The organism is Xenorhabdus lircayensis (assembly GCF_016306625.1).
Taxonomy (GTDB): Bacteria; Pseudomonadota; Gammaproteobacteria; order Enterobacterales; family Enterobacteriaceae; genus Xenorhabdus; species Xenorhabdus lircayensis.
In genome coordinates this window covers 45497-71009 of the sequence record NZ_JACOII010000021.1, presented here as the reverse complement: position 1 = coordinate 71009, position 25513 = coordinate 45497, and the positions used below count along the sequence as shown (strand labels likewise).

The 25513-nt window shown below is 41.9% G+C and carries 24 protein-coding genes, 1 pseudogene and 1 other annotated feature; of the genes and pseudogenes, 16 read left to right on the top strand and 9 right to left on the bottom strand.

Annotated features, from left to right (window positions below):
- Positions 1-48: 48 nt before the first annotated feature.
- Complete coding sequence (gene htpX, locus H8A87_RS03885; protein ID WP_198688674.1) at positions 49-933, top strand: protease HtpX; 885 nt, start codon at positions 49-51, stop codon at positions 931-933.
- Positions 934-1157: 224 nt separating this feature from the next.
- Here the strand turns inward: htpX and H8A87_RS20605 are convergent.
- The 4 genes and pseudogenes from H8A87_RS20605 to hxpB all read right to left on the bottom strand — a co-directional run.
- Positions 1158-1328, bottom strand: a pseudogene (locus tag H8A87_RS20605) (IS701 family transposase); the annotation flags it as partial.
- Between the two features lie 157 nt (positions 1329-1485).
- Positions 1486-2877, bottom strand: a complete 1392-nt coding sequence (locus tag H8A87_RS03875) for an L-cystine transporter (RefSeq protein WP_198688673.1) — start codon at positions 2875-2877, stop codon at positions 1486-1488.
- Between the two features lie 480 nt (positions 2878-3357).
- On the bottom strand, positions 3358-3936 hold the full coding sequence (locus H8A87_RS03870) for a metal-dependent hydrolase (RefSeq protein WP_198688672.1): 579 nt from the start codon (positions 3934-3936) through the stop codon (positions 3358-3360).
- 236 nt (positions 3937-4172) lie between these two features.
- Complete coding sequence (gene hxpB, locus H8A87_RS03865; protein ID WP_198688671.1) at positions 4173-4838, bottom strand: hexitol phosphatase HxpB; 666 nt, start codon at positions 4836-4838, stop codon at positions 4173-4175.
- 203 nt (positions 4839-5041) lie between these two features.
- Between hxpB and H8A87_RS03860 the strand changes: the two genes are divergently transcribed.
- Positions 5042-5581 (top strand): YniB family protein, encoded by a 540-nt coding sequence (locus tag H8A87_RS03860; RefSeq protein WP_198688670.1) that lies wholly within the window; start codon positions 5042-5044, stop codon positions 5579-5581.
- Positions 5582-5719: 138 nt separating this feature from the next.
- Here H8A87_RS03860 and H8A87_RS03855 read toward each other — a convergent pair whose 3' ends face one another.
- The 5 genes from H8A87_RS03855 to H8A87_RS03835 form a co-directional block, all read right to left on the bottom strand.
- Entirely contained in the window at positions 5720-6583 is an 864-nt protein-coding gene (locus H8A87_RS03855; protein ID WP_198688669.1) for a fructosamine kinase family protein, read from the bottom strand.
- A gap of 130 nt (positions 6584-6713) precedes the next feature.
- Positions 6714-7610, bottom strand: coding sequence for a metal ABC transporter permease (locus H8A87_RS03850; protein WP_198688668.1), 897 nt, complete (start codon positions 7608-7610; stop codon positions 6714-6716).
- Positions 7607-8482, bottom strand: coding sequence for a metal ABC transporter permease (locus H8A87_RS03845; protein WP_198688667.1), 876 nt, complete (start codon positions 8480-8482; stop codon positions 7607-7609). The genes H8A87_RS03850 and H8A87_RS03845 overlap by 4 nt, the downstream gene beginning before the upstream one ends.
- Positions 8479-9390, bottom strand: a complete 912-nt coding sequence (locus H8A87_RS03840) for a manganese/iron ABC transporter ATP-binding protein (protein WP_198688666.1) — start codon at positions 9388-9390, stop codon at positions 8479-8481. The genes H8A87_RS03845 and H8A87_RS03840 overlap by 4 nt, the downstream gene beginning before the upstream one ends.
- Positions 9387-10301 carry a metal ABC transporter substrate-binding protein gene (locus tag H8A87_RS03835; RefSeq protein ID WP_198688665.1) on the bottom strand — a complete coding sequence of 305 codons (915 nt, stop codon included), beginning with the start codon at positions 10299-10301 and terminating at the stop codon, positions 9387-9389. The genes H8A87_RS03840 and H8A87_RS03835 overlap by 4 nt, the downstream gene beginning before the upstream one ends.
- 298 nt (positions 10302-10599) lie before the next feature.
- Between H8A87_RS03835 and H8A87_RS03830 the strand changes: the two genes are divergently transcribed.
- From H8A87_RS03830 to arnA, 14 genes are all read left to right on the top strand, one after another.
- On the top strand, positions 10600-11280 hold the full coding sequence (locus tag H8A87_RS03830; protein ID WP_332460325.1) for a transglycosylase SLT domain-containing protein: 681 nt from the start codon (positions 10600-10602) through the stop codon (positions 11278-11280).
- 829 nt (positions 11281-12109) lie between these two features.
- Complete coding sequence (gene thrS / locus H8A87_RS03825) at positions 12110-14038, top strand: threonine--tRNA ligase (RefSeq protein ID WP_198688664.1); 1929 nt, start codon at positions 12110-12112, stop codon at positions 14036-14038.
- A 3-nt stretch (positions 14039-14041) separates the two neighbouring features.
- Positions 14042-14581: a translation initiation factor IF-3 gene (infC, locus tag H8A87_RS03820; protein WP_198688756.1), complete on the top strand. Its 540-nt coding sequence runs from the start codon at positions 14042-14044 to the stop codon at positions 14579-14581.
- 96 nt (positions 14582-14677) lie between these two features.
- Positions 14678-14875, top strand: a complete 198-nt coding sequence (rpmI, locus tag H8A87_RS03815) for a 50S ribosomal protein L35 (protein ID WP_006118955.1) — start codon at positions 14678-14680, stop codon at positions 14873-14875.
- A gap of 42 nt (positions 14876-14917) precedes the next feature.
- On the top strand, positions 14918-15274 hold the full coding sequence (rplT, locus tag H8A87_RS03810; protein WP_010847342.1) for a 50S ribosomal protein L20: 357 nt from the start codon (positions 14918-14920) through the stop codon (positions 15272-15274).
- A gap of 126 nt (positions 15275-15400) precedes the next feature.
- Positions 15401-15524: a sequence feature (Phe leader region), on the top strand.
- Positions 15407-15451, top strand: coding sequence for a pheST operon leader peptide PheM (pheM, locus tag H8A87_RS20395; protein WP_198688755.1), 45 nt, complete (start codon positions 15407-15409; stop codon positions 15449-15451). Its footprint overlaps the feature before it by 45 nt.
- 77 nt (positions 15525-15601) lie before the next feature.
- The gene (gene pheS / locus H8A87_RS03800; protein ID WP_198688663.1) at positions 15602-16585 is read left to right on the top strand and encodes a phenylalanine--tRNA ligase subunit alpha; all 984 of its coding nucleotides are present in this window, start codon (positions 15602-15604) and stop codon (positions 16583-16585) included.
- Between the two features lie 14 nt (positions 16586-16599).
- Positions 16600-18987: a phenylalanine--tRNA ligase subunit beta gene (gene pheT / locus H8A87_RS03795; RefSeq protein WP_198688662.1), complete on the top strand. Its 2388-nt coding sequence runs from the start codon at positions 16600-16602 to the stop codon at positions 18985-18987.
- A 4-nt stretch (positions 18988-18991) separates the two neighbouring features.
- On the top strand, positions 18992-19288 hold the full coding sequence (gene ihfA / locus H8A87_RS03790) for an integration host factor subunit alpha (RefSeq protein WP_038233943.1): 297 nt from the start codon (positions 18992-18994) through the stop codon (positions 19286-19288).
- A gap of 102 nt (positions 19289-19390) precedes the next feature.
- Positions 19391-20386: a vitamin B12 ABC transporter permease BtuC gene (gene btuC / locus H8A87_RS03785; RefSeq protein WP_198688754.1), complete on the top strand. Its 996-nt coding sequence runs from the start codon at positions 19391-19393 to the stop codon at positions 20384-20386.
- A gap of 50 nt (positions 20387-20436) precedes the next feature.
- Positions 20437-21204 (top strand): vitamin B12 ABC transporter ATP-binding protein BtuD, encoded by a 768-nt coding sequence (gene btuD, locus H8A87_RS03780; RefSeq protein WP_198688661.1) that lies wholly within the window; start codon positions 20437-20439, stop codon positions 21202-21204.
- 156 nt (positions 21205-21360) lie between these two features.
- Complete coding sequence (gene arnB / locus H8A87_RS03775; protein ID WP_198688660.1) at positions 21361-22506, top strand: UDP-4-amino-4-deoxy-L-arabinose aminotransferase; 1146 nt, start codon at positions 21361-21363, stop codon at positions 22504-22506.
- Positions 22507-23484: an undecaprenyl-phosphate 4-deoxy-4-formamido-L-arabinose transferase gene (gene arnC, locus H8A87_RS03770; RefSeq protein WP_198688659.1), complete on the top strand. Its 978-nt coding sequence runs from the start codon at positions 22507-22509 to the stop codon at positions 23482-23484.
- Positions 23484-25469: a bifunctional UDP-4-amino-4-deoxy-L-arabinose formyltransferase/UDP-glucuronic acid oxidase ArnA gene (arnA, locus tag H8A87_RS03765; RefSeq protein ID WP_198688658.1), complete on the top strand. Its 1986-nt coding sequence runs from the start codon at positions 23484-23486 to the stop codon at positions 25467-25469. The genes arnC and arnA overlap by 1 nt, the downstream gene beginning before the upstream one ends.
- Positions 25470-25513 lie beyond the last annotated feature (44 nt).

Below are 25513 nucleotides of genomic sequence, written 5' to 3'. Positions count from 1 at the left end.
GCTCAACTCTTAGTTGAACTGTTTGATTATTAAAGGAAGCAAATTTATATGATGAGAATAGCCTTATTCCTTCTCACTAACCTTGCCGTCATGGTGGTGTTTGGGATAATACTTTCACTTACAGGAGTCCAGCGAAGTAGTGTTGCTGGCCTCATGATTATGGCTGGTTTATTTGGTTTTGGTGGCGCATTCATTTCTTTATTAATGTCGAAATGGATGGCTCTACGTTCTGTTGGTGGGCAACTTATTGAAAAACCATCCAATGAAATTGAAGCTTGGTTGATGGAAACTGTACGCCGTCAGTCGGACCAAGTTGGAATTACTATGCCACAAGTGGCTATCTATGATGCTCTCGATATTAACGCATTTGCGACCGGGGCACGCCGTAATGCTTCTCTCGTTGCTGTTAGCACGGGGCTGCTAAACAATATGAGCCGTGATGAAGCAGAGGCCGTCATTGCGCATGAGATTAGTCACATCGCTAATGGTGACATGGTAACGATGACCCTGCTACAGGGTATTGTGAATACATTCGTTATCTTCATCTCACGTATCATTGCACAGGCTGCTGCAAGCTTCCTTTCCAGTAATGATAATGAAAGCGAAAACAGCAATAATGGTAATCCAATCGTTTATATGGTGCTTTCTATGGTGCTGGAAATCGTATTTGGTATATTGGCAAGTATTATCACCATGTGGTTCTCCCGTTATCGTGAATTTCATGCGGATGCAGGATCAGCGAAGTTGGTTGGGCGTGGAAAGATGATCGCTGCGTTACAACGTCTTAAGACCAGCTATGAGCCTCAGGAAGAAGGTCGTATGATGGCATTCTGTATTAATGGTAAATCTAAGAGTTTCAGCGAATTGTTCTTATCTCATCCACCGTTGGATAAACGCATTGAAGCTCTGCGTAGTGGTGAATATATAAAATAATACCATAGGCTTCTTATTAGGAGCTTAATCTACTATAAACTACGAAAAAAGCCGGGAATCATTATGATTCCCGGCTTTTTTTATCATATTTTTAAACGAATTTGATGTAATTCGGGGGCTGCTATCAAAATTTTAGGAATGTGTTTATTTTTTCCAAACTCAATGTATATATCCCAATAGATTTCGCGTGTAGCAGGGATGATAAGGGAGTTAGTCTCCAGAAACTCAGATATCCATTCCGCCAGTTGCCAGCCATTTTTACGTTCAACGTCACTGAGCAGCCCCCGGAGATATGCGAGGCTGCGTTGTTGTGGGCCAGGATGGTGAAACAAGGGAGCCAGACGAATATGGAGTGAGAGCAGTTCTTGTTCCCAGGCATTAGTCGGTGAGTGCATTGAACACCTCCCCGTATTTTCAGGAAAAAAATGTCAGGGCCATCATGCCACAATGGGGCGTACGACTGTAGTATTAAGGAAGTTGGGGGAGGCGTCGTTATAAAAATGCCTCCTTTGACTGTAAGCTGCAAAGGAGGCCCGGTTATATCCAATCAGATTAAGATTGGATTAACGCTACTTCTTCATCTTGTTCAAATATTTTTGTATCAGTTTGCCCCATCAATTGGCTAGTGATTGTACCCGCAGTCATTGCTCCATTGACATTTAGCGCTGTGCGGCCCATGTCGATGAGAGGTTCAACAGAAATCAGCAGTGCAACTAAGGTGACAGGCAGGCCCAAGGCAGGCAAAACAATCAGTGCTGCAAATGTTGCTCCACCACCAACGCCAGCAACCCCCGCAGAGCTGATAGTTACAATCCCAACAAGAGTCGCAATCCATAAAGGATCAAAGGGGTCGATACCTACGGTTGGGGCAACCATCACTGCTAGCATGGCTGGATAGATCCCAGCACAGCCATTTTGGCCAATAGTAGCACCGAAAGAAGCGGAGAAGCTGGCAATAGATTCAGGCACACCAAGGCGGCGAGTTTGTGTTTCAACATTCAGTGGGATACTTGCTGCACTTGAACGGCTGGTAAATGCAAATGTCAGTACAGGACCTGCTTTTTTAAAGAATTTCAGAGCATTAATACCAGTGAATGCCAGAAGGCCACCATGCACCACAAACATCAGACCTAGGGCGACATAGGAAGCAACGACAAAATTACCTAATTGTGCAATATCGTGAACATTGGAGCTGGCAACAACTTTAGTCATTAAAGCCATTACACCGTATGGGGTGAGGCGCATAACTAGCCGGACTAGTTTCATTGCCCATGCTTGCATAGTATCAATAGCAACGAGAGCTCGCTCACCGCGCTCATGATCATCTTTAAGCATTTGTAATGCTGCAATACCTAAAAATGTCGCAAAAATCACAACACTGATAATGGAGGTAGGGCTTGCTCCAGTCAGATCAGCAAAGGGATTTTTAGGGATAAATGAGAGTATAATCTGCGGTACGCTCATATCTGCAACTTTACCAATATAATTGGTTTCAATCGCTGATAAACGAGCTGTTTCTTGAGTACCTTGAATGAGTCCTACTGCGCTCAATCCAAACAAATTGGCAATTACGATGCCGATTAAAGCGGAAATCGCGGTAGTGAACAACAATGTGCCAATGGTAATAAAACTAATTTTCCCTAAAGCAGACGCTTTATGTAAACGCGCGACTGCACTTAGGATAGAAGCAAAAACCAATGGCATAATGACCATTTGCAGTAATTGCACATAACCATTACCGACGATATTGAACCATTTAACTGACTCTTTCACGGTAAGGTTATTTGAGCCGTAAATGACGTTTAATGCCAGCCCAAAAATGACACCTACGACTAGAGCCACAAGAACTTTTTTGGACAAGCTCCAATTAGTTGAACTCGTTTTTGCTAATAAAATAAGTAGTGCTATAAAAACGAGCACGTTGATGACGAGTGGTAAATTCATCCCTAGTCTCCAAAACTTTTATACCCTCCACCTTTCAAGTCACGGCGTGGCAACTTGAGATATATTAGGTATAAGTATATCTATATGATCTATGTGTTTTTTTGCATGGTATGTGATCGCGTTGGGCGATGACAGGCATATCTTTTATCTTTCAATCTGCTGATTTGTTGGCTGTGCTGCAATTTGAAATTTAACGGATACTTACCATGAAATGTATAAGATAGAATAATATCAGTATAAGAATATACTTACTTATAATTAAATGGAATTTAATATAATTATTTTTCACTAACTAATTTAATTGATTATATATACTAATCTATTTCTGTTTTGTTTTTGTTCTATTTTGACGATTAACGGTATAATTTGGTGAATGACAAGTATTGATTGTAGAGCAATAAGAAGGAATTAAAAAAAATTGTTTATATTTTGCAGATAACCCCATTTTAGAAATGGGGTTATGAATTTAAGTTGAATTAGCTACTTGTAGAGATTCTGTAGCTTATCAATTTGTAATTTATCAAACGGTAGTTTGTCAAAATAGTGAGTAAGTGAAGAACTGATGTGCTGTGGTAGGAGAATGGCTATCACCACTACCAGTACAGCAATGAACCGTTCAGCTTTTTTGCGCTCCTTGCCTCTAAGAACAGGAATACAAAAACGTGTTCTCAGTGGCCATAAGAGTGGAATACCAGCCGGAGTAAGCATATCGGCAATCAGATGGCTGATATAACCCACAATCATCGCATGGACAAAATCAGTTGGAATAGGCCAATCAGAAGGTATTTCAGTCTGAAATAGAATAATACCTACAATCAGCGCTAATAAACTATGAGTAAATCCACGATGCCCACATAGTTTCGCAATTGGAATGGATATAAAACGGAATAATCTACCTAAAGTTGAACTTGGATGATCAATATCTGGTAATAATGAGGCCAGAAGTACGCCAGGAAGCATATGTAGCCAATCTCCCTGTGCTATTTCTGGTGTGATTTCTAGCTGGTGAGCCAATATAAGGCTAGCAACGGAAAAAAGAAGATGTCCTTCTGCTGTCATAACGATTTATTCTAATTATTTACGCTAATTGCTGTCTATACATACAGTGGGCAGTATAGAGGGTTTTGCATAAGGATGATAGAGGGTAAATAAGAAAAATCTTTTATTTATTAATATAGGACACTACGATTTAATGGATCTTTGCCTAGAGCCCTTAAGAAAAGGGAGCTGCGGTCAATATTTACGCTGCCAGATACAGGAAGGATATGTATTTGAGAATGGCAGCGTAGTAGCTATTAGGTAATATTCTCTATTGTTAATTTTTCTAGTGAATTCAATTTGATATTAGCCAGAAACCACCGGGGATCATCAAAATGGTGAGCAGCAGGAACGACAATAGAGCGCATTCTTGCGGCTTTGGTTGCTATCATGCCGTTAAATGAATCTTCTAACGTAAGGCAATGAATCGGGTTAACCCCAAGTTGATTGGCGGCTTGCAAATAAACTTCGGGATGTGGTTTGCTGTAAGGTAAATTTGCGGCAGAAACTACGGTATCAAAGTAATGTCGCAAGTTAAACAATTCGAGTACTTGCTCAAGCATTTCATGAGGAGATGCAGAGGCCAGACCGATTTTCAACCCACGTTCGCGACAGAGATTTAAAGCATATTCTACTCCAGGTAGTAGCGGCCTGTTTTCTTTAACTAATTGAACTACGTAGTTGATGATACGTTGTGCAACCTCACTTTTGGGGATACCTTGCCAAGGTGACGCTTGATACCATAGTTCAACAACTTGATCGATTCGTAATCCCAATGTATCAGGCAGTTTTTCTGCTAAGTTCAAATCCAGCCCCAATTCACTGAATATGTTTATTTCTCCTTGTTCCCAATAAGGTTCAGAATCGATGAGCAGGCCGTCCATATCAAAAATGGCGGCTTCTATTGATAAACAAAATGACATCTCATGTCTCTCCTTGGTGATGATAGCGATTGATGAAATTTGATTGTAACAATCTCAGTGAGTTAAAGCTCGTTATGAGGTGATGCAAAGAAAGAGTTTTCTAATAAAAATAAGGGCATTATGCTACAAATAGGGTTAAAGTTAGTTTCTTATGAGCTATCATTGAGTAAAAATAAAATGATTTATGCCAATGAGGAATGTGAATGACGTATCAACAAGCTGGATATGTTGCTATTGTTAAACGAATCTTGGGTTGGATTATTTTTGTACCAGCTTTTTTGTCAACTTTTGTTTCGGTGATTAATTTAGCATGGCAACATGGTGTCAAAGGTGATGGTATTAATGCGGTATTGAATGATTTTCTCAAGATGATGGCAGAAATGATTAAATTCAATACACCATTTTTGGATTTTTTATGGAAGCATTCTCCAGTCCCTGATCGTATAGTCGGAATTACAGGAGAAAATATTAGTTTTATTATTATCTATATTTTGATATTTGTTGGTTTAGCAATGAGTGGATCTGGTTTAAGAATGTACCGTCAATTTAAATTCATCAAAGAACATATTGAAGATCAAATGATTCTTGAACATGCTAAGGAAAATGGAATAACCAAGGAACAATTGGAAGCTAAAATTAAATTTCCCAGTCATTCCTTATTCAGCCAGATTTTTACCCTTTATATATCACCAATTATTATCGGCGCAATTGCTTATTTTTTATCTAAATTACTGGGTTGGTAATGTAATAAAATATTAGCTGCGTCAGGATAATCTACGCAGCTATTTAATATATCCCTAGGGATTTGCTCCCTTGCCGGCGAGGTGTAATTTGGAAGATAAAGTGTGTGTATTTTTTAATATAATAAGTTTTTCTCATGACTATTCAGATAAGAGTTTATCAACCATACTTTGTACTATGATAAAATTATCCCCTCCAAAAAGGTTACATCGATTCAGTAAATAATAGAGTTGGTAAATGGGTTGGCGATCAATAAAGTCTTGTGGCAATGGCCAGATACTCTGATAACCATCAAAAATTTGCAGGGGGAGCTCTGGGTAAAGTGGCAGCATGGCCAGATCACATTCGCGATCTCCCCAATAGCAGGCAGGATCAAACGTTACAGCATAATCGTCATTTAATGATGCACAGTTTGTGGGCCATAGATCACCATGCAGGAGAGAAGGTTGAGGGTGATGGGAGTGTAATTTATCACTGACTATTTGGACAATCAGGTTGATATCTCCAAATACCATTCCTTTATCGGCGGCAAGCTGCAATTGCCATCCGATACGTTTTTCGGCATAAAATTGACTCCAGCGTTTTTGCCATCCATTCGGCTGTATGGTGGTTGCAAGCATGTTATCAAAATCAAAACCAAATTTAGGTTGCTCACTCCATTGATGCAGTTTCGCAAGGTGTTGACCAAAACAATACGCAGTATGAGCATTAAATGGTTTTATAGGCAAATATTCCAGCAAAAGGAAACTATAGTCACGATCGTGCCCTACACCGTAAACTTCGGGAACACGAGTTGTTTTGCTGCGAGCCAGTAATTCAAGTTGTTCTGCCTCTGCTTTAAAAACCGGCAGCATTTCTTTCACGTTGGATTTGACAAAGATATACTGTTCACCATACTCGATGCACCAAGAACGGTGAATATCACCTCCTGCTAATTCCGTCTTATCGTGAATTTCAGCGCCACCAAAATGCTCACTTAATAGACGGTTCACGGTTTGCCACATGATTCACCTCATTAAGTTGACAATTGCTATGATCATATTACAGATAGATGTAACATTTGAACAGGCTAAAAATGGTTTTAATAGCAATTAATAAGGCCATATCTCAAATTGGATATGGCGCTCTATTTTGTTAATTTGATTCTTCTGGATTTGACAAAATTTGAGATGGTATTTTTTCGAATGATCCTTTATTCACTTTCTTGCGGGCCAATTTTATTTGGTTATAAATAAGTGCGACTGTGAAGAAAATAGCTTGGATGATTACGATACAAGGCCCCGTTTCACCATCAATATGGAAACTGACGATCGTACCGAGCACGCTGGATGAGACTGAAGCAATCATGGCAACAATAAGCATGCGGTCAAAACTCCGGCAGAGAATAAAAGCGATAATGCCGGGTGAAATCAGCATAGCAATAACGAGAATAATGCCGACGGCTTGCAGCGATGCGACAATTGTTAGTGCTAACAGGGACAATAAACCATAATGAAGAAGTTTCACGGGAAGGCCAACAACTCGAGCCTGATTGGGATCAAAACAGTAGAGCATAAAATCTTTTCGTTTCATCAAGACAATGGCCAGCGTGACTCCTGCAATGCACAGTATTTGGATCAATTCATTCTGAGTAATGCCAAGTATGCTACCAAATAGAATATGTGTCAGGTGTTGTTCCGTATCTATATGAGTAAATAGCACTAAACCAAATGCAAACATACCAGAGAAAACAATTCCCATGACGGTGTCTTCTTTGATTCGACTGTGTTCTTTCAGATATCCTGTGGCAAATGCACAAAATATACCGGAAAGAAAAGCGCCTACTGCAAGTGGTATACCTGCGACAAAGGCTAACACGATACCTGGCAGGACTGCATGGGAAATAGCATCCCCCATCAGCGACCAGCCCTTTAAAACCAAATAACAGGAAAGTACCGCACAGACCGCACCCACCATGATGGCGGCAAAGATGGCCCGCCGCATAAAATCATGCATGAAAGGCTCAGTAATTAATTCAATAAATGTATTCATGAGCGCTGCTCCTGAGTCAATGCCAAAGATTCCTTTCTAGCTCGCCTGCGGGAAGCTAGAATGCCGTGTTTGGGAGCAAAGAAGAAAGCCAGCAAGAAAATCACAGTTTGCATTGTGACAATCACACCACCAGTCGCGCCATTGAGGAAATAGCTCAGATATGCGCCGATACCACTTGTGAGTGAACCGATAGCAACGGCAATGATCAAAAGATGCTTAAACCTATCTGTCAATAGATAGGCAGTTGCACCGGGGGTTACGACCATTGCGATAACCAGAATAGCGCCTACCGTCTGTAATGCGGCAACGGTACAAGCACTTAATAAAGTGAAGAAAATGATTTTTAACCGTAATGGTGATAATCCGATAGATTGTGCATGGGTTTCATCGAAGAAAACGACTAACAAATCTTTCCAGAGCAGCATCAAAATAATAAAGGAAACAGCGATAATGATTTCGACTTGTAAAACATCCTCATCAGCAATTCCCAAAATATTGCCTAGAATAATGGTTTGTACATTCACGGATGTCGGATTTAAAGAAACGATCAGTAATCCAACAGCAAAAAAAGTAGAGAATATAAACCCGATCACTGCATCTTCACGCAACCGAGTGATATGACGCACTAATGTCATTGACAATGCCGCGAGCATCCCAGTAAAAAAAGCGCCCCCAGCATAAGGTAGACCGAGAGCGTACGCACCTGCTACGCCGGGAACAACAGAGTGGGAGAGGGCGTCTCCCATCAGAGACCAGCCTTTTAGCATCAGATAAGCAGATAAAAAAGCACAGACAGCACCGACGATGGCACTTACCCACATAGCTTTCACCATGTAGTTGTAATTGAATGGCTGTAAAAGCAGTTCCATCATGGTTGGTCTTCCTTTTGTTTTGGACTTTGTCGCGGTGAAACATGATGGTCATGCCCATAAAAGACGGCGGCACGTTCGTCATCGGTTATGACTGTCAGTGATCGTGGGTCATTATCCTTATGCAGTTCAGAACCAGAAAGATTAATATGGCGTAAGACACCACCGAAGGTGATCTCCAGATTTTTTTGGGTGAAAGTGGTTTCAATTCGACCACTGGCTAACACAGTGCGGTTGATCAAAATAACATGATCACAAAATTCAGGCACACTGCCAAGGTTATGTGTTGATACCAAAACTAAATGCCCTTCATCACGTAATTCACGAAGTAGATCAATAATGGCATTTTCTGTTTTAACGTCTACACCAGTAAAAGGCTCATCCAGTAGCAAGACTTTTCCTTCTTGGGCTAGTGCGCGGGCCAAAAATGCTCGTTTTTTCTGACCACCGGAAAGTTCACCAATTTGTCGATCACGTAGTTCGGTTAGCCCAACGCGCTCAAGCGCTTCATTCACGATTTCATGATCATGTTTGCTGGGACGGCGTAAGAATCCCATTTTTCCATAACGTCCCATCATCACGACATCAGAAACCAAAACTGGGAAATTCCAATCTACATCTTCTGTTTGCGGGACATATGCAATGATATTTTGTTTGAGTGCAGTTTTGATAGGCTGCGTGTTAAGGGTAACTTTTCCTTGAGAAGGCGTGACTAATCCCATGATTGTTTTAAACAATGTGGATTTACCGCTGCCATTCATACCAACCAGTGCACAAATCGTACCGCCGATAATATCAAAACTGGCATCATAAATGGCAGTATGCCCATTGTTGTAAGTGACAGTAGCTTTATCAACAACTAAATGGGGCTGCTCAAATAATGGTTGGCGGTTTAACGATGAGAGATTCATTGATTAAATCCTTTCGCGATGGTGTCTACGGTGGTGTTAAGCAGATCAATATAAGTAGGTACTGGGCCTTTAGGGGTGGAGAGAGAGTCTACATAGAGCACTCCGCCGTAATGGGCTCCTGTTTCTTTACTGACTTGTTTTGCTGGCTTATCTGAAACAGTACTTTCACTGAAAACGACTGGGATCTTATTGGCTTTTACCGTATCAATGACATGGCGAACCTGCTGGGGAGAACCTTGTTCCTCGGCATTGATTGACCATAAGTATACTTCCTTGAAACTATAATCTTGTGTGAGATAGCTGAAGGCCCCTTCACTGGTTACCAGCCAGCGTTGTTCTACTGGAATACGAGAAAGACGTTCTCTGAGTGGCGCATCCAGTTGAGTTATCTTTGCTGCATAAGCTTTGGCGTTGTGATTATAAGTATCGGCATTTACTGGGTCGTATTTGACAAGAGCCTTACGGATATTTTCGATATAAATCAGTGCATTCTTTGACGACATCCAAGCGTGGGGATTGGGATTTGTTTTGTGGGACCCTTCACGAATTGGCAAAGGGGTAATACCTTCAGTAATGACAGCGGCAGGTATGTCTTTCATGTTTTCAAAGAAGCGTTCAAACCAACGTTCTAGATTTAGGCCATTCCAAAGAATAAGGTCTGCACGCTGTGCTTTGATAATATCTTTTGGCGTTGGTTGATAATCGTGGATTTCTGCACCGGGTTTTGTGATAGATTCTACAATTGCTGCGTTCCCAGCGATATTTTGGGCCATATCTTGAATAATGGTAAATGTCGTAACAACCCTGAACTTTTTATCCGCATGAGCTTGCTGACTGAATAAAACCATTGTTAAAAGCGTAATGATCATGCTAAATATCGGGACAGCAGAGAGCGAACGTTTTTTGTTCATTATAGTAAACCTTACTTGTTGTACATATAATTATTGATAATGATTATCAGTATCATTTATGTAAAGTCAAGGTGATATCGAATGAAATCGATAATAGATTTGATAGACATTCCTTAACTTTCCGTTGATTGATATGACAGTAATGGATCTCATGCGAACAAAAAAACAGTATGTTGTCCAGAATCATCCAAGGTCAATGGATTAATTTCTTTTGATAAGCAACAGAAAAAACATTTTTGGCTTATCAGTAAAATTATATACCCTTATATAGGGTTAATCTTATCTTAGGGGAAGCAGCGTGAAATTAAGACTTAGCTATATTGCGTTGGCACTGTTATTGACGGGATGTGCAGGACAAAAAGTGCATCAATCAGATGTCAACAGGCAACCAACGGCAAAACGTATGCTTGGTGACAATAACGTTGCTTTTGGCTCCCGTAAATTTACAAATAGATCTGAACCAACTCCATTTGATAGTTTTATCGAGCTAGCTGCAAAACGTTATGGTGTTGATGAAATTCTTATCAAGGCGATTATTCAGGTGGAATCTGATTTTCGTCCAGAAGTCGTTAGCAAATCGAATGCAGTTGGGCTAATGCAAATTAAGGCTTCAACGGCAGGGCGGGATGCCTATCGAATGAAAGGAAAATCAGGGCAGCCAACGATGCATGAATTAAAAGATCCTGAAACTAACATTGATCTTGGAACCGCTTATATTAGTCTCTTGAAAAAACAACATTTGGAAGGTATCGCCAATCCAGAAACGTTGTATTATGCGACGATAGTCGCTTATGTGAATGGTGCTGGGGCATTGTTGCGTACATTTGATTTAAACCGGGCTTTGGCAATTAATAAAATCAATCGGATGACGCCAAATGAGTTTTATCAATATGTTCAAAATAATCATCCTGCACCACAGGCTCCGCGTTATTTATGGAAAGTGAAAAATGCTTATCGTGCTTTGGATAGCGTTGAGTAATTTTAACCTGTAGGGTGGCAGTGATTCTTTGTTTTTTTAAGGTTATCAGAAGGTGCCTTATTTTTTCGTATGGTAAGTTTATTAAGATGCTTTTTTATATGTTAAGTAAAAAGTACATATTAGTTTTTGAATAATATCCTAATGAATTGTTATGATCTTATTATTTTCTTTTTCTACTATAAGTGGAAATTAACCATGTGGGGATATTATGAAAGAACTAATTTCCGGAGTGGTTTTGGGAATGATGGCATTTGATGCCGTGGCTGATTAATGTATTAGTGATGAAGATTATTGTATTTGCACTAAGTTAAGTCGGGTTCTAATTTTCGTGGTGATGAAGTCATCACTCGTATATTCTTTGTTTCTGAAGCCCATAAAAGGAAAGTGCTGCACATTATACGTTAAATTGAATTCTGATGATTTAGTTCAATCAATGGCAGAGTTCCGGTAGCAGAGCATCAATCTGAAGAAGCAAACGACGAGGAGCTTTGTGAAATTGTGAAGGCAGTTGTTTCAATTGCTAAAATGCCAAAGTTTCCTGATGGAGTACATTCCGAAAATATTATTTTTGATTTTGTACCAGAATAATTATCAAGCAATTGATCAATCTGATTTGTCAAGATAAACTATTTTAACACCTACTCTGTGTGATAGTATGTCGAACGAGTTAGGGCAAATGGACCGGATACTTTTGAATATTGTGTCCTTAAATATGTACACATCTTGCGGAGTGAAGCAAGAATTTGTTTCTAACGTGCTGATTAATAATAAATTTGATTTAATGCAAGTGATCTTTCGTGTGGGTCACCACTGTATATAAGGATTTTAAATGCCTGTAATTACTCTTCCTGACGGTAGTCAACGTCAATTTGAGCATGCTGTTTCCGTAATGGATGTGGCTCGTGATATCGGTGCTGGTTTGGCAAAAGCGTGCATTGCTGGCCGTGTTAATGGTGAATTGGTTGATGCCTGTGAATTAATCGAGACCGATGCCAATCTTGCTATTATCACCAGCAAGAACGACGAAGGTTTGGAAATCATTCGTCACTCATGTGCTCACTTGTTAGGACACGCAATCAAACAGTTGTGGCCTGATACGAAAATGGCTATTGGTCCTGTGATTGACAATGGTTTCTATTACGATGTCGATTTGGATCGCTCTTTGACGCAGGAAGATATCGAGCTGCTTGAGAAGCGTATGCTGGAACTTGCCAAAAAAGACTATGACATTATAAAGAAAAAAGTCAGCTGGCAAGAGGCTCGCGACGCATTTGCAGCTCGTGGCGAAGAGTATAAGATCCAGATTTTGGATGAGAATATCAGTCATGATGATCGTCCGGGTCTGTATCACCATGAAGAATACGTTGATATGTGCCGTGGACCGCATGTTCCTAATATGCATTTTTGCCACCATTTCAAACTGCAAAAAGTTGCTGGGGCGTACTGGCGCGGTAATAGTGACAATAAAATGTTGCAGCGTATTTATGGTACTGCATGGGCTGATAAGAAGCAGCTTAATGCCTACCTACAACGTTTAGAAGAAGCGGCTAAACGCGATCACCGTAAAATCGGCAAGCAACTTGATTTATACCATATGCAGGAAGAAGCACCTGGCATGGCGTTCTGGCATAACGACGGCTGGACAATTTTCCGTGAATTGGAAACATTTGCTCGTGTTAAATTAAAAGAATACCAGTATCAGGAAGTGAAAGGCCCATTCATGATGGACCGTATCCTGTGGGAAAAAACCGGTCACTGGGAAAACTACAAAGAGCACATGTTTACGACTTCATCAGAAAACCGTGAATACTGCGTAAAACCAATGAACTGCCCAGGACATGTCCAGATTTTTAATCAGGGCTTGAAATCCTACCGTGACTTACCGCTGCGTATGGCAGAATTTGGTAGCTGTCACCGTAATGAACCGTCAGGGGCATTGCACGGGTTGATGCGTGTGCGTGGCTTTACTCAGGATGATGCTCATATCTTTTGTACCGAAGAGCAGATCCATCAGGAAGTCAGTAGCTGTATCAAAATGATTTATGACGTCTACAATACCTTTGGTTTCGAGAAGATTGTTGTTAAGTTATCAACTCGCCCAGAAAAACGTATTGGCACGGAAAAACAGTGGGATGAAGCAGAAGCTGATCTTGCTGAAGCACTGATTCAAAACAGCATTGAATTTGAATACCAGCCGGGCGAGGGTGCATTTTATGGTCCTAAAATTGAATTTACTCTATATGATTGTTTGGATCGTGCGTGGCAATGTGGTACTGTGCAACTCGATTTTTCACTGCCAGCGCGTCTGAATGCGTCATATGTGGGTGAAAATAACGAACGTAAGGTTCCTGTAATGATTCACCGTGCGGTTCTGGGGTCTCTGGAACGGTTCATCGGTATCCTGACAGAAGAATATGCTGGGTTTTTCCCGACATGGTTGGCACCTCAGCAAGTCGTTGTCATGAATATTACTGACGGCCAGGCAAATTATGTACAGGAATTAGTTAAAAAACTTCAAGATGCAGGCATTCGTGCAAAAGCAGACTTGAGAAATGAGAAGATTGGTTTTAAAATCCGTGAACACACTTTGCGTCGTGTGCCTTACATGCTTGTTTGTGGTGATAAAGAAGTCGAGTCAGGAAAAGTATCTGTCCGTACACGCCGCGGCAAGGATTTAGGCAGCATTGACGTCAATGAGTTTACAGAAAAACTGCTGACAGAAATTCGCAGTCGTAATCTTCATCAATTGGAGGAATAAGGTATTAAAGGCGGAAAAAGAATTCAACCGGCGCGCCCAAATCGCATTAATGAAGAGATTCGCGCCTCTGAAGTTCGTTTAACTGGATTAGATGGCGAACAGATTGGTATTGTCAGTCTGAGAGAAGCTCTTGAGAAAGCTGAGGAAGCTGGTGTTGATTTAGTTGAAATCAGCCCAAATGCCGAACCGCCGGTTTGTCGTATCATGGATTACGGCAAGTTCCTCTATGAGAAGAGTAAATCAGTCAAAGAACAGAAAAAGAAACAAAAGGTTATACAGGTCAAGGAAATTAAATTCCGTCCTGGTACAGATGAAGGCGACTATCAGGTCAAACTACGCAACCTGATTCGTTTTCTGGAAGATGGCGATAAAGCTAAAATCACCCTGCGTTTCCGTGGGCGTGAAATGGCGCACCAGCAGATTGGTATTGAGATGCTTAACCGTATCCGTGACGATCTGACTGAATTGGCTGTGGTCGAATCCTTCCCATCGAAGGTTGAAGGCCGCCAGATGATCATGGTGCTCGCTCCCAAGAAGAAATAGTCAGGCAAAAACAAGTAATAGACTCCAGTCAATTTTGGTTGGGGTCTATTCGCCTGACTAATTCGTTGTAATCAACAATGCGAAGTGGAAATTAAAATGCCAAAGATTAAAACAGTACGCGGCGCAGCTAAACGCTTCAAAAAAACCGCAAGTGGCGGTTTCAAGCGTAAGCACGCTAACCTTCGTCACATTCTGACTAAAAAATCAACTAAGCGTAAACGTCATTTACGTCCAAAAGGCATGGTCTCCAAAGGTGATCTGGGCCTGGTTGTTGCTTGTCTGCCTTACGCATAAGTAATTTTTTAGATTAGAATTTAGAGACGATAGGAGAAGTATATGGCTCGCGTAAAACGTGGTGTTATTGCCCGTGCACGTCACAAGAAAATTTTAAAACAAGCGAAAGGTTACTACGGTGCTCGTTCGCGCGTTTATCGTGTTGCTTTCCAGGCTGTTATTAAAGCTGGTCAGTACGCTTACCGTGACCGCCGTCAGCGTAAACGTCAATTCCGTCAACTGTGGATTGCACGTATCAACGCTGCTGCACGTCAGAACGGCATGTCTTACAGCCGTTTCATCAACGGCCTGAAAAAGGCTTCGATTGAAATCGACCGTAAGATTCTGGCTGACATCGCTGTATTCGACAAAGTAGCATTCGCTGCTCTGGTTGAAAAAGCGAAGGGCGCTCTGGCATAAGTCAGGTTAAAAGAGGGAGCTTGCTCCCTCTTTTGCTTTTTTCCAAAATGTGGCTTATTACTGGTTAGATTAATATCAATCAGGTTAAAATTAGTCAGATCAAAAAAGGATATAGGGGAGAGAACAAAAATAATGAAATTAGCCTTTTTTCGTTTCTTTTTTTACTTTAGCGCCTGAAATAGGGGGCTTTGCGCGTCAGAAAAGAAACGAAAAACAGCGCTTGAGCCTCCAGTGTGGAGGCTTTTTTATTTTTATGACCTCATAGATAACTTGAGGACATAGTCTATAACAACTAAAAGGCCATCTGGCCGAAGGAAGAGGAAAACGATGTCACATCTTACTGAGCTGGTTGCAAAGGCAAAAGCAGCCGTAGAAGAAGCCCAGGATGTTGCCGCGTTGGATTTGGTGCGAGTTGAATACCTGGGAAAAAAAGGCCATTTAACCCTCCAGATGTCATCGCTGCGTGACTTACCCGCCGAAGAGCGTCCAGCGGCAGGGGCTGTTATTAATCAGGCGAAACAAGAAGTTCAAGAAGCATTGAATGCGCATAAGACAAAGCTGGAATCAGATGTTTTGAATGCGCGCCTAGCAGCAGAAAAAATCGATGTTTCATTGCCTGGCCGTCGTATGGAAAATGGTGGTTTGCATCCTGTTACCCGCACGATTGAACGTATTGAAACTTTCTTTGGCGAGTTAGGTTTTTCTGTTGAATCTGGCCCAGAAATCGAAGATGACTATCATAACTTTGATGCTCTGAATATTCCTGCGCACCATCCTGCGCGTGCTGATCATGATACTTTCTGGCTTGACGCAACGCGTCTGCTGCGTACCCAGACTTCTGGTGTACAGATCCGTACCATGAAAGAGCGTCAGCCACCAATCCGCATCATTGCGCCGGGACGTGTATATCGCAATGATTATGATCAGACACATACTCCAATGTTCCATCAGATAGAAGGGCTAATTGTTGATAAAAATATCAGCTTTACCAACCTGAAAGGCACACTGCATGACTTTTTGAATAACTTTTTTGAAGAAGATATGCAGGTTCGTTTCCGTCCTTCTTATTTTCCATTTACGGAACCTTCCGCAGAAGTTGATGTGATGGGCAAAAATGGCAAATGGTTGGAAATATTGGGTTGCGGTATGGTACATCCGAACGTATTGCGCAATGTTGGTATTGATCCTGAAGTCTATTCTGGTTTTGCCTTTGGCATGGGGATGGAGCGTCTGACCATGCTTCGTTATGGTGTTACAGATTTGCGTGCATTCTTCGAAAATGATTTGCGTTTCCTCAAACAATTTAAATAAGGCGGGTATATCTCATGAAATTCAGTGAACTCTGGTTACGCGAGTGGGTAAACCCAGCCATTAGTAGTGAAGCATTGTCTGATCAAATCACCATGGCTGGTTTGGAAGTTGATGGTGTTGAAAAAGTGGCTGGTCAATTCCACGGTGTATTTGTTGGCGAAGTTGTTGAATGTGGCCAACATCCAAACGCAGATAAATTACGCATTACAAAAGTCAATGTTGGTGGTGAACGCCTGCTGGATATTGTTTGTGGTGCGCCAAATTGCCGTCAGGGGCTTCGTGTCGCTGTTGCTACAGTTGGGGCTGTTCTGCCAGGTGATTTCAAAATTAAGGCTGCTAAATTGCGTGGAGAGCCGTCAGAAGGGATGTTGTGTTCATTTTCTGAACTAGGCATTGCTGATGATCAAGATGGCATCATTGAATTGCCAGCAGATGCTCCAATTGGTACTGATCTACGTGATTACATGAAGTTGGATGATAGTGCAATTGAAATCAGCATTACACCAAACCGCGCTGATTGTTTAGGCATCATGGGCGTTGCCCGTGACGTAGCAGTTATCAACAAACTGTCCATGTCAGAACCAAAAATCGAAGCCGTTAAACCAACTACAGACGCGACATTTCCTATCCGTGTTGACGCTCCTGAAGCTTGCCCACGTTACTTAGGGCGTGTTATCAAGAATGTGAACGTCAAGGCTGCTACGCCATTGTGGATGCGCGAAAAACTGCGTCGTGGTGGTATCCGTTCGATTGATCCGGTTGTTGATGTCACCAACTATGTTTTACTTGAGCTGGGACAACCACTGCACGCGTTCGATTTGGAACGTCTAAATGGCTCAATTATTGTTCGTTTGGCCGAGCAAGGTGAAAAACTCACACTGTTAGATGGAAATGAAACGGAACTTTCTGCTGAAACACTTGTAATTTCTGATGAAAAGCAATTGCTTGCTATAGCTGGGATCTTTGGCGGGGAATATTCTGGTGTTAATGCGGAAACTCAGAATATCCTGCTGGAGTGTGCGTTTTTTGCACCATTGGCGATTGCAGGTCGTGCTCGCCGTTATGGTCTGCATACTGATGCTTCTCATCGCTTTGAACGTGGGGTAGATTCACAGCTTCAGCATAAGGCGATGGAATATGCCACTCAGTTGTTGATCGCGATTTGTGGTGGAGAAGCAGGAGAAATCGTTGATGTCACTAGCGAATCTCATTTGCCAAAATCAGCAACGATTACTTTGAACCGTCAGAAATTGGATCGTTTGATTGGCCACCATATTGCTGATGAACAAGTAACAGACATTCTGACACGTTTAGGTTGTCAAATAACTGTCCAGAATGATAGCTGGCAAGCTGTTGCACCTAGCTGGCGTTTTGATATGCAGATCGAAGAAGATCTGGTTGAGGAAGTTGCCCGTATTTACGGTTATAACAATATCCCCGATGTGCCTGTTTGTGCAGATCTCGTGATGACTTCACATCACGAAGCTGATTTGTCATTAAAACGAGTCAAAACAATGTTGGTGGACAAAGGTTATCAAGAAGCAATTACCTATAGCTTTGTTGATCCTAAGATTCAGCAACATCTGCACCCACAGGAAGAAGCGCTGATCCTACCGAATCCAATTTCGGCAGATATGTCAGCGATGCGCTTATCCTTGCTGACAGGATTATTGACCACAGTTGTATATAACCAAAATCGCCAGCAGAGCCGAGTCCGCTTATTTGAGACAGGTCTGCGTTTTGTACCAGATGAGAAGGCGGAGTACGGTATTCGTCAGGAATTGATGCTTGCTGGCGTTATCGCAGGAAACCGTTTCGAAGAACACTGGTCGATTGAAAAACAATCAGTTGATTTCTTTGATTTGAAGGGTGATTTAGAATCTGTTTTAGAAATGACAGGTAAACTATCTGGCATTTCCTTTAGGGCGGAAGAACATCCTGCTTTACATCCTGGACAATGTGCTGGGATTTATATGGAAAATAGTTACATTGGTTATATCGGCGTTGTTCATCCAGAACTGGAGCGCAAACTTGACTTAAACGGCCGTACCGTGGTATTCGAGTTATTGTGGGCCAGTCTAGTAGACCGCATGATTCCTGAGATGACGGAAGTTTCTCGCTTCCCATCTAACCGCCGTGATATCGCCATAGTTGTGCCTGAAAATGTAGCCGCAGAAGATGTTCTGGCTGAATGTAAAAAAGTTGGCGTAAATCATATAGTTGGCATAAACTTATTTGACGTGTATTGTGGTAAAGGTGTCGCGGAAGGCTATAAGAGCCTTGCTATTAGCTTAATCTTGCAGGATACCATGTGTACACTGGAAGAAGAAGAAATTGCTGCGACCGTCAACAAATGCGTTGCTGCATTAGAACAGCGATTCCAAGCATCCTTGAGGGACTGAACTTATGGCGCTTACTAAAGCTGAAATGTCAGAAAATCTGTTTGAGAAACTGGGTATTAGCAAGCGTGACGCTAAAGATCTAGTGGAGATGTTCTTTGAAGAAGTGCGTCGCTCTTTGGAGAATGGGGAGCAGGTAAAGTTATCTGGATTTGGCAACTTTGATTTGCGAGACAAAAATCAACGTCCCGGCCGTAATCCGAAAACAGGAGAAGATATTCCGATTACGGCTCGCCGTGTTGTCACTTTCCGCCCAGGCCAAAAGCTGAAAAATCGGGTAGAAAAAGCGTTACCCAAAGAATAAATACATAAAAAGGCCGCCCTTATGCGGTCTTTTTCTTATCTTTCATATCCCATTGTCTACGATGGGATGTATTTCTTATTTCCTGAATGGCCTCATACCATCATGTACTCTGTTTATGAGTTGATCACTTATCAGAGAAAACGTAACCATAGAGTGATAGCGATTTTATCTGTTTTATTCATTATGCTATTTATTTTGTCATTATGTGCGGGCGAAATCTGGTTCTGGCCTGATCAATGGCTGTCTGACTCTGCTCAGTTGTTTATTTGGCAATTGAGATTACCCAGAGCACTTGCGGTGATGGTGGTCGGTGCGAGTTTGGCTGTATCAGGTGCAATCATGCAGGCGTTGTTTGAAAATCCACTGGCAGAGCCGGGATTGCTTGGGATCAGCAATGGTGCCGGCGTTGTAGTAGTATGTTTGATACTTGCTTTTCATGGTATTGCTCCATTGTGGTTATTGAGCGTTGGCTCGGTACTCGGGGCGCTTTTCATGACGGCTATTTTGTTAGCATTTTCCAGAAGACATCAAGTGACCAATACCCGCCTACTATTGATTGGAGTTGCCTTCGGGGTGATATTTGGAGCCTTGATGACGTGGATGGTCTATTTCAGCACAAGTTTGGATTTACGGCAGTTGATGTATTGGATGATGGGCAGTTTCAGCGGCATTGACTGGCGCCAGAAATGGTTGGTTATTGCATTGCTCCCCGCTATTTTATGGCTAAGCCGCAAGGGTAACATTTTGAATTATCTGTCGCTTGGAGAATTGCAAGCTCGGCAACTAGGTATATCTCATCATAAATGGCGTAATTTATTGGTGTCGGTAGTTGGATTGCTGGTTGGTTTGAGTGTTGCCCTGGCGGGAGCGATAAGTTTTATCGGCTTAGTTATTCCCCATATCTTAAGGTTGATTGGCCTGACAGATCATAAAACGTTGCTTCCTGCCAGTGCATTAGCGGGAGGCAGTGGTTTATTGCTGGCCGATTTATTTTCTCGTCTGTCATTGTCTCACGCAGAAGTACCGATTGGGGTTGTCACTGTAACATTAGGGGCCCCCATCTTTATATGGCTTTTATTAAGAACACACCATTATTAAGAACACATCGTTCTCTACCTATTAATGAGAAATGAGATGAGAGTAATAACATGACCAGCCAGCCGATTTTGGAGCTGAATAATGTTACGGTTAGCAACAGACTGAATGCATTGTCCGCATCTGTTATGGCTGGAGAACAAATTCATCTGGTTGGATTAAACGGTTCGGGAAAGAGTACTTTGCTTTCAGCGGTTGCGGGCATTTTATCCTATAGCGGTCACATTCATTTGAGTGGACGGAATTTGAATGATTATCGCCAACACGAATTGGCAAAATTTCGAGCTTGGTTCTCTCAATCATCGTCTACTCCTATCATGCCAGTTTTTCAATATTTGGACATGTTCCGCCCTGAATCTGTTCCATTGATCCAGAGTGAAAACGTGTTATATGAACTTTGTCAGCAAATGAAACTTCTTCCGTTACTTTCGTCGTCAATTGGGCAATTATCAGGTGGAGAGTGGCAGCGTGTCAGATTAGCTGGAACTTTTTTTCAAATATGGCCGGAATTGAACCCTAACGGAAGGTTACTCCTGCTTGATGAGCCAACAAATAATCTTGATATTACCCAGCAAGCTATTTTGGATAAGTTGATCAGAAAATTTTGTTCACTAGGAGGGGCGGTACTACTGAGTAGCCATGATCTTGATCACACTTACGAACAAGCTACTGGAGTATGGTTGCTCTCACATGGAGAATTATTAGCATCTGGTGTACCACGGAATGTAATGACAGAACGAAATTTATCAGAAATTTTTGAAGTAAAAATTAGACATATTAAAAATATCAGCTATAAATTATGGAGGGTCAACCATATGTAATTTCTAGTAAGTGAAACCCACCATAATTATTACCTCCTATTTTTTGGTGCTCTGGTTGACCAAAAATTGTTTACTTGTTGATGTTTCGTTAAACAAGTATCATCTAGAATTGCTCAATTATAAAACGAACTAAGCTACACAAGGCATAAGGCGATTATGGATAGTTTTTTGCCATTTTCTCGTCCTGCGATTGGCAGGGAAGAAATAGAAGCAGTAGAGAAAGTTTTACGTTCAGGTTGGATTACAACAGGGCCACAAAACCATCAATTAGAGCAAGATTTTTCCCACATGTTTGGATGTAAACATGCTATTGCCCTATGCTCCGCTACTGCGGGAATGCACTTAGCTTTGCTGGCATTGGGTATAGGTTCAGGTGATGAAGTTATTACTCCTTCCCAAACTTGGGTTTCCACTATCAATATGATTTGTCTGTTAGGTGCCGAACCTGTCATGGTTGATGTTGACCGTGATACGTTGATGGTCAGTGCAGAAACAGCCAAAAAAGCAATTACCCCAAAAACCAAAGCCATTATCCCTGTTCATTACGCGGGAGCGCCTTGTGATCTTGATGCTCTGCGCTCTGTTGCTCAAGAAGCCAATATTCCCCTGATTGAAGATGCTGCTCATGCTGTAGGAACCCGTTATAAAAATGAATGGGTGGGAGAGCGGGGAACGGCAATCTTTTCATTCCATGCCATTAAAAATATGACCTGTGCTGAAGGCGGTATGTTCGTTACAGATGATGATGAATTTGCACAACGGGTACGCTGCTTAAAATTTCATGGATTGGCCGTTGATGCTTTCGACCGACAAATTCAAGGTAGGAAGCCACAGGCGGAAGTGATTGAACCGGGCTTTAAATATAACTTATCAGATATTCATGCGGCAATGGCGGTTGTACAGCTAAGTAAGCTGGCATCAATGAACGCACGCCGTTGTGAGCTGGTGGCTCGGTATTCTTCTGCACTTATCGATTCACCTTTGCAAATGTTGAGTGTTCCCGAATATGAGCATTTGCATACCCATCATCTTTTTATGGTACGTGTTGACAAAAATATCTGCGGTATTGATCGCGATACTTTCATGGCACGCCTAAAAGACAGGAATATTGGTACAGGTTTGCATTTCAGAGCCGCCCATACGCAGAAATATTATCGGGAGCGTTATCCGCAACTTTCCCTGCCTGTATCTGAGTGGAACTCATCAACACTCTGTTCATTACCGCTTTTCCCAGATATGAACAACGATGATGTGGATCGTGTCGTGGATGCGATAACTGAAATTCTTTCGGAGCATAAGTAAGTGACATTTGAAAAGATTAAAAAAGTTTCGGTCGTTATTCCTGTTTACAACGAAGAAGAAAGTCTGCCCCAATTGTTGGAAAGAACGATCACAGCATGCCAAAAACTTGAGCAGAAATACGAAATAATCTTGGTCGATGACGGTAGCCGTGACAGTTCTGCCGATATCTTAACTCAGGCGGCTGAGTCTCCCGAAAATCATGTAATTGCTATTTTGCTCAACCGCAATTACGGGCAACATTCAGCTATTATGGCGGGATTTCATCAGGCTGATGGTGATCTGATTATTACGCTTGATGCTGATTTGCAAAATCCACCAGAAGAGATCCCCCATTTAGTTAAAACGGCAGAAGAGGGATATGACGTTGTAGGTACACGTCGTGCCAACCGTCAGGATTCCTGGTTCCGTAAAAGCGCATCCAAAATAATCAATGCGATGATAACTAAAGCGACGGGACGGTCGATGGGAGATTACGGTTGTATGCTGCGTGCCTATCGCCGTCATATTGTACGTGCGATGCTGCAATGCCATGAACGCAGCACGTTTATTCCTATTCTTGCCAATACCTTTGCACGTAAAACGATAGAAATTGATGTAGCCCATGCTGAACGTGAGTTTGGGGACTCCAAATACAGCTTCATGAAACTGATAAACCTGATGTATGACCTTTTGACTTGCTTAACAACTGCACCATTGCGGTTATTGAGTGTAGTGGGGAGCATCATTGCCATAACAGGTTTCCTGTTGGCGGTACTGTTGATTACTCTGCGCCTGATCTTTGGCTCAATGTGGGCTGCTGAAGGCGTGTTTACCCTGTTTGCTATTCTTTTTATGTTTATTGGTGCACAGTTCGTCGCAATGGGATTGCTCGGTGAATACATTGGCCGGATATATAACGACGTTCGTGCCCGCCCGCGTTATTTTATTCAAAAAGTGGTCGGAGTTAAAAAGACCAACGACAATCAGGAAAAAAGCTAATGAAAGCAGTTATCTTTGCCTATCATGATATTGGTTGTGTCGGACTTAATGCGCTAGTAAAAGCGGGTTTTGATATTCAGGCTGTATTTACACATACCGATGATCCAAATGAAAATCACTTTTTTTCATCTGTTGCACGTATCGGCGCAGATTTAGGATTACCTGTATTTGCGCCAGAAGATGTGAATCACCCACTTTGGTTGGAGCGCATCCGTGAGATGAAACCGGATGTCATTTTCTCTTTTTACTACCGCAACATGCTTAGTCAGGAAATTCTATCACTGGCTGAAAAAGGCACATTTAACCTTCATGGTTCCTTATTGCCGAAATATCGTGGGCGTGCTCCCATCAACTGGGCTGTACTCAATGGAGAGACTGAGACAGGTGTAACACTGCACAAAATGCTGGTGAAACCGGATGCTGGGGATATTGTCGCGCAGCAGGCTATACAGATAAGTGAAACTGATACTTCACTGGAAGTACATGGAAAAATACGTGAAGCGGCCGTTGAATTATTGGATAACATCCTGCCTCAAATAAAATCAGGCCATTATCCATCAATTCCACAGAACGAAAGTCAGGCAACTTATTTTGGTCGTCGCACGGCTGAAGATGGTGAGATAACTTGGAATAAATCTGCCAAAGAAATTAATAATTTGGTTAGAGCCGTGACAGAGCCCTATCCAGGCGCATTTACCTTCCTAGGTGGGCGTAAAATTACAATTTGGCGTGCACGACCAATTAATCAGGTTCATGGTAAACGTCCTGGAACCGTAATTTCTACTGAGCCATTTGTTATTGCTTGTGGTGATGGTGCGTTGGAAATCATTAGCGGGCAGGGTGAGTCAGGGCTTTATGTTCAGGGCAATCGCTTAGCTCTTGAGATGGGCATCGTGACGGGTGTTCATGTTGGTCAGAAAGCAACAGCACAAGTCAGTCGCCGTAAACGTGTCCTGATTTTGGGTGTCAATGGATTCATTGGTAATCACCTGACCGAACGTCTGTTGGATGATGGCAACTATGACATATACGGGATGGATATTGGTTCTTCTGCTATTGAACGATTCATTGGCAATCCTTGTTTTCATTTCATTGAGGGAGATGTCAGCATCCATACTGAATGGATTGAATATCACATCAAGAAATGTGATGTCATTCTCCCATTAGTAGCCATTGCTACCCCGATTGAATACACCCGTAATCCATTGCGAGTTTTTGAATTGGATTTTGAAGAGAATCTGAAAATTGTCCGCTATTGTGTGAAATACAACAAAAGGATTATTTTCCCGTCAACGTCTGAAGTTTATGGCATGTGTGACGACAAGGAGTTTGATGAAGATACTTCACGTCTGATTGTCGGGCCTATTAATAAACAGCGCTGGATCTACTCAGTTTCTAAGCAGTTACTTGATCGAGTTATTTGGGCATATGGTGCAAAAGAAGGCTTAAGATTCACTTTATTCCGTCCGTTTAACTGGATGGGGCCAAGATTGGATAACTTGAATTCAGCACGTATCGGTAGTTCAAGGGCGATCACTCAGCTAATTTTGAACTTGGTGGAAGGTTCTCCGATTAAACTGGTGGATGGTGGAGAGCAAAAACGTTGTTTCACTGATATCCATGATGGCATTGAAGCACTGTTCAGAATCATCGAAAACCGAGACGGGTTGTGTGATAGCCAAATTATCAATATTGGTAATCCAACGAATGAAGCTAGCATTCGCCAACTGGCTGAAATGCTTCTGGAGAGTTTTGAAAAACACGAACTGCGCGGGCATTTCCCTCCATTTGCTGGGTTCAAGAAGATCGAAAGCAGCAGTTATTATGGTCAGGGTTATCAGGATGTTGAACACCGTAAACCCAGTATTAAAAATGCAGAACGTCTGTTGGGCTGGAAACCTACCATTGATATGAAGCACACCATTGATGAAACACTGGATTTCTTTCTGCATGGAGCAGTTGAAGAATTAAAACGGAAGCACTAAAAATCAATTGGAAGTCAGGAAGATATTAGGAAAAGAGTAGGAAG

Bases quoted from the DNA above. Each gene is read 5' to 3' on its own strand.
- H8A87_RS03870 (WP_198688672.1), bottom strand. From the start codon at position 3,936: ATGACAGCAGAAGGACATCTTCTTTTTTCCGTTGCTAGCCTTATATTG.
- rplT (WP_010847342.1), top strand. From the start codon at position 14,918: ATGGCTCGCGTAAAACGTGGTGTTATTGCCCGTGCACGTCACAAGAAA.
- H8A87_RS03845 (WP_198688667.1), bottom strand. From the start codon at position 8,482: ATGATGGAACTGCTTTTACAGCCATTCAATTACAACTACATGGTGAAA.
- thrS (WP_198688664.1), top strand. From the start codon at position 12,110: ATGCCTGTAATTACTCTTCCTGACGGTAGTCAACGTCAATTTGAGCAT.
- H8A87_RS03855 (WP_198688669.1), bottom strand. From the start codon at position 6,583: ATGTGGCAAACCGTGAACCGTCTATTAAGTGAGCATTTTGGTGGCGCT.
- H8A87_RS03875 (WP_198688673.1), bottom strand. From the start codon at position 2,877: ATGAATTTACCACTCGTCATCAACGTGCTCGTTTTTATAGCACTACTT.
- btuC (WP_198688754.1), top strand. From the start codon at position 19,391: ATGTACTCTGTTTATGAGTTGATCACTTATCAGAGAAAACGTAACCAT.
- pheS (WP_198688663.1), top strand. From the start codon at position 15,602: ATGTCACATCTTACTGAGCTGGTTGCAAAGGCAAAAGCAGCCGTAGAA.
- H8A87_RS03840 (WP_198688666.1), bottom strand. From the start codon at position 9,390: ATGAATCTCTCATCGTTAAACCGCCAACCATTATTTGAGCAGCCCCAT.
- rpmI (WP_006118955.1), top strand. From the start codon at position 14,678: ATGCCAAAGATTAAAACAGTACGCGGCGCAGCTAAACGCTTCAAAAAA.
- pheT (WP_198688662.1), top strand. From the start codon at position 16,600: ATGAAATTCAGTGAACTCTGGTTACGCGAGTGGGTAAACCCAGCCATT.
- H8A87_RS03850 (WP_198688668.1), bottom strand. From the start codon at position 7,610: ATGAATACATTTATTGAATTAATTACTGAGCCTTTCATGCATGATTTT.
- arnB (WP_198688660.1), top strand. From the start codon at position 21,361: ATGGATAGTTTTTTGCCATTTTCTCGTCCTGCGATTGGCAGGGAAGAA.
- H8A87_RS03860 (WP_198688670.1), top strand. From the start codon at position 5,042: ATGACGTATCAACAAGCTGGATATGTTGCTATTGTTAAACGAATCTTG.
- ihfA (WP_038233943.1), top strand. From the start codon at position 18,992: ATGGCGCTTACTAAAGCTGAAATGTCAGAAAATCTGTTTGAGAAACTG.
- hxpB (WP_198688671.1), bottom strand. From the start codon at position 4,838: ATGTCATTTTGTTTATCAATAGAAGCCGCCATTTTTGATATGGACGGC.
- btuD (WP_198688661.1), top strand. From the start codon at position 20,437: ATGACCAGCCAGCCGATTTTGGAGCTGAATAATGTTACGGTTAGCAAC.
- htpX (WP_198688674.1), top strand. From the start codon at position 49: ATGATGAGAATAGCCTTATTCCTTCTCACTAACCTTGCCGTCATGGTG.
- H8A87_RS03835 (WP_198688665.1), bottom strand. From the start codon at position 10,301: ATGAACAAAAAACGTTCGCTCTCTGCTGTCCCGATATTTAGCATGATC.
- arnA (WP_198688658.1), top strand. From the start codon at position 23,484: ATGAAAGCAGTTATCTTTGCCTATCATGATATTGGTTGTGTCGGACTT.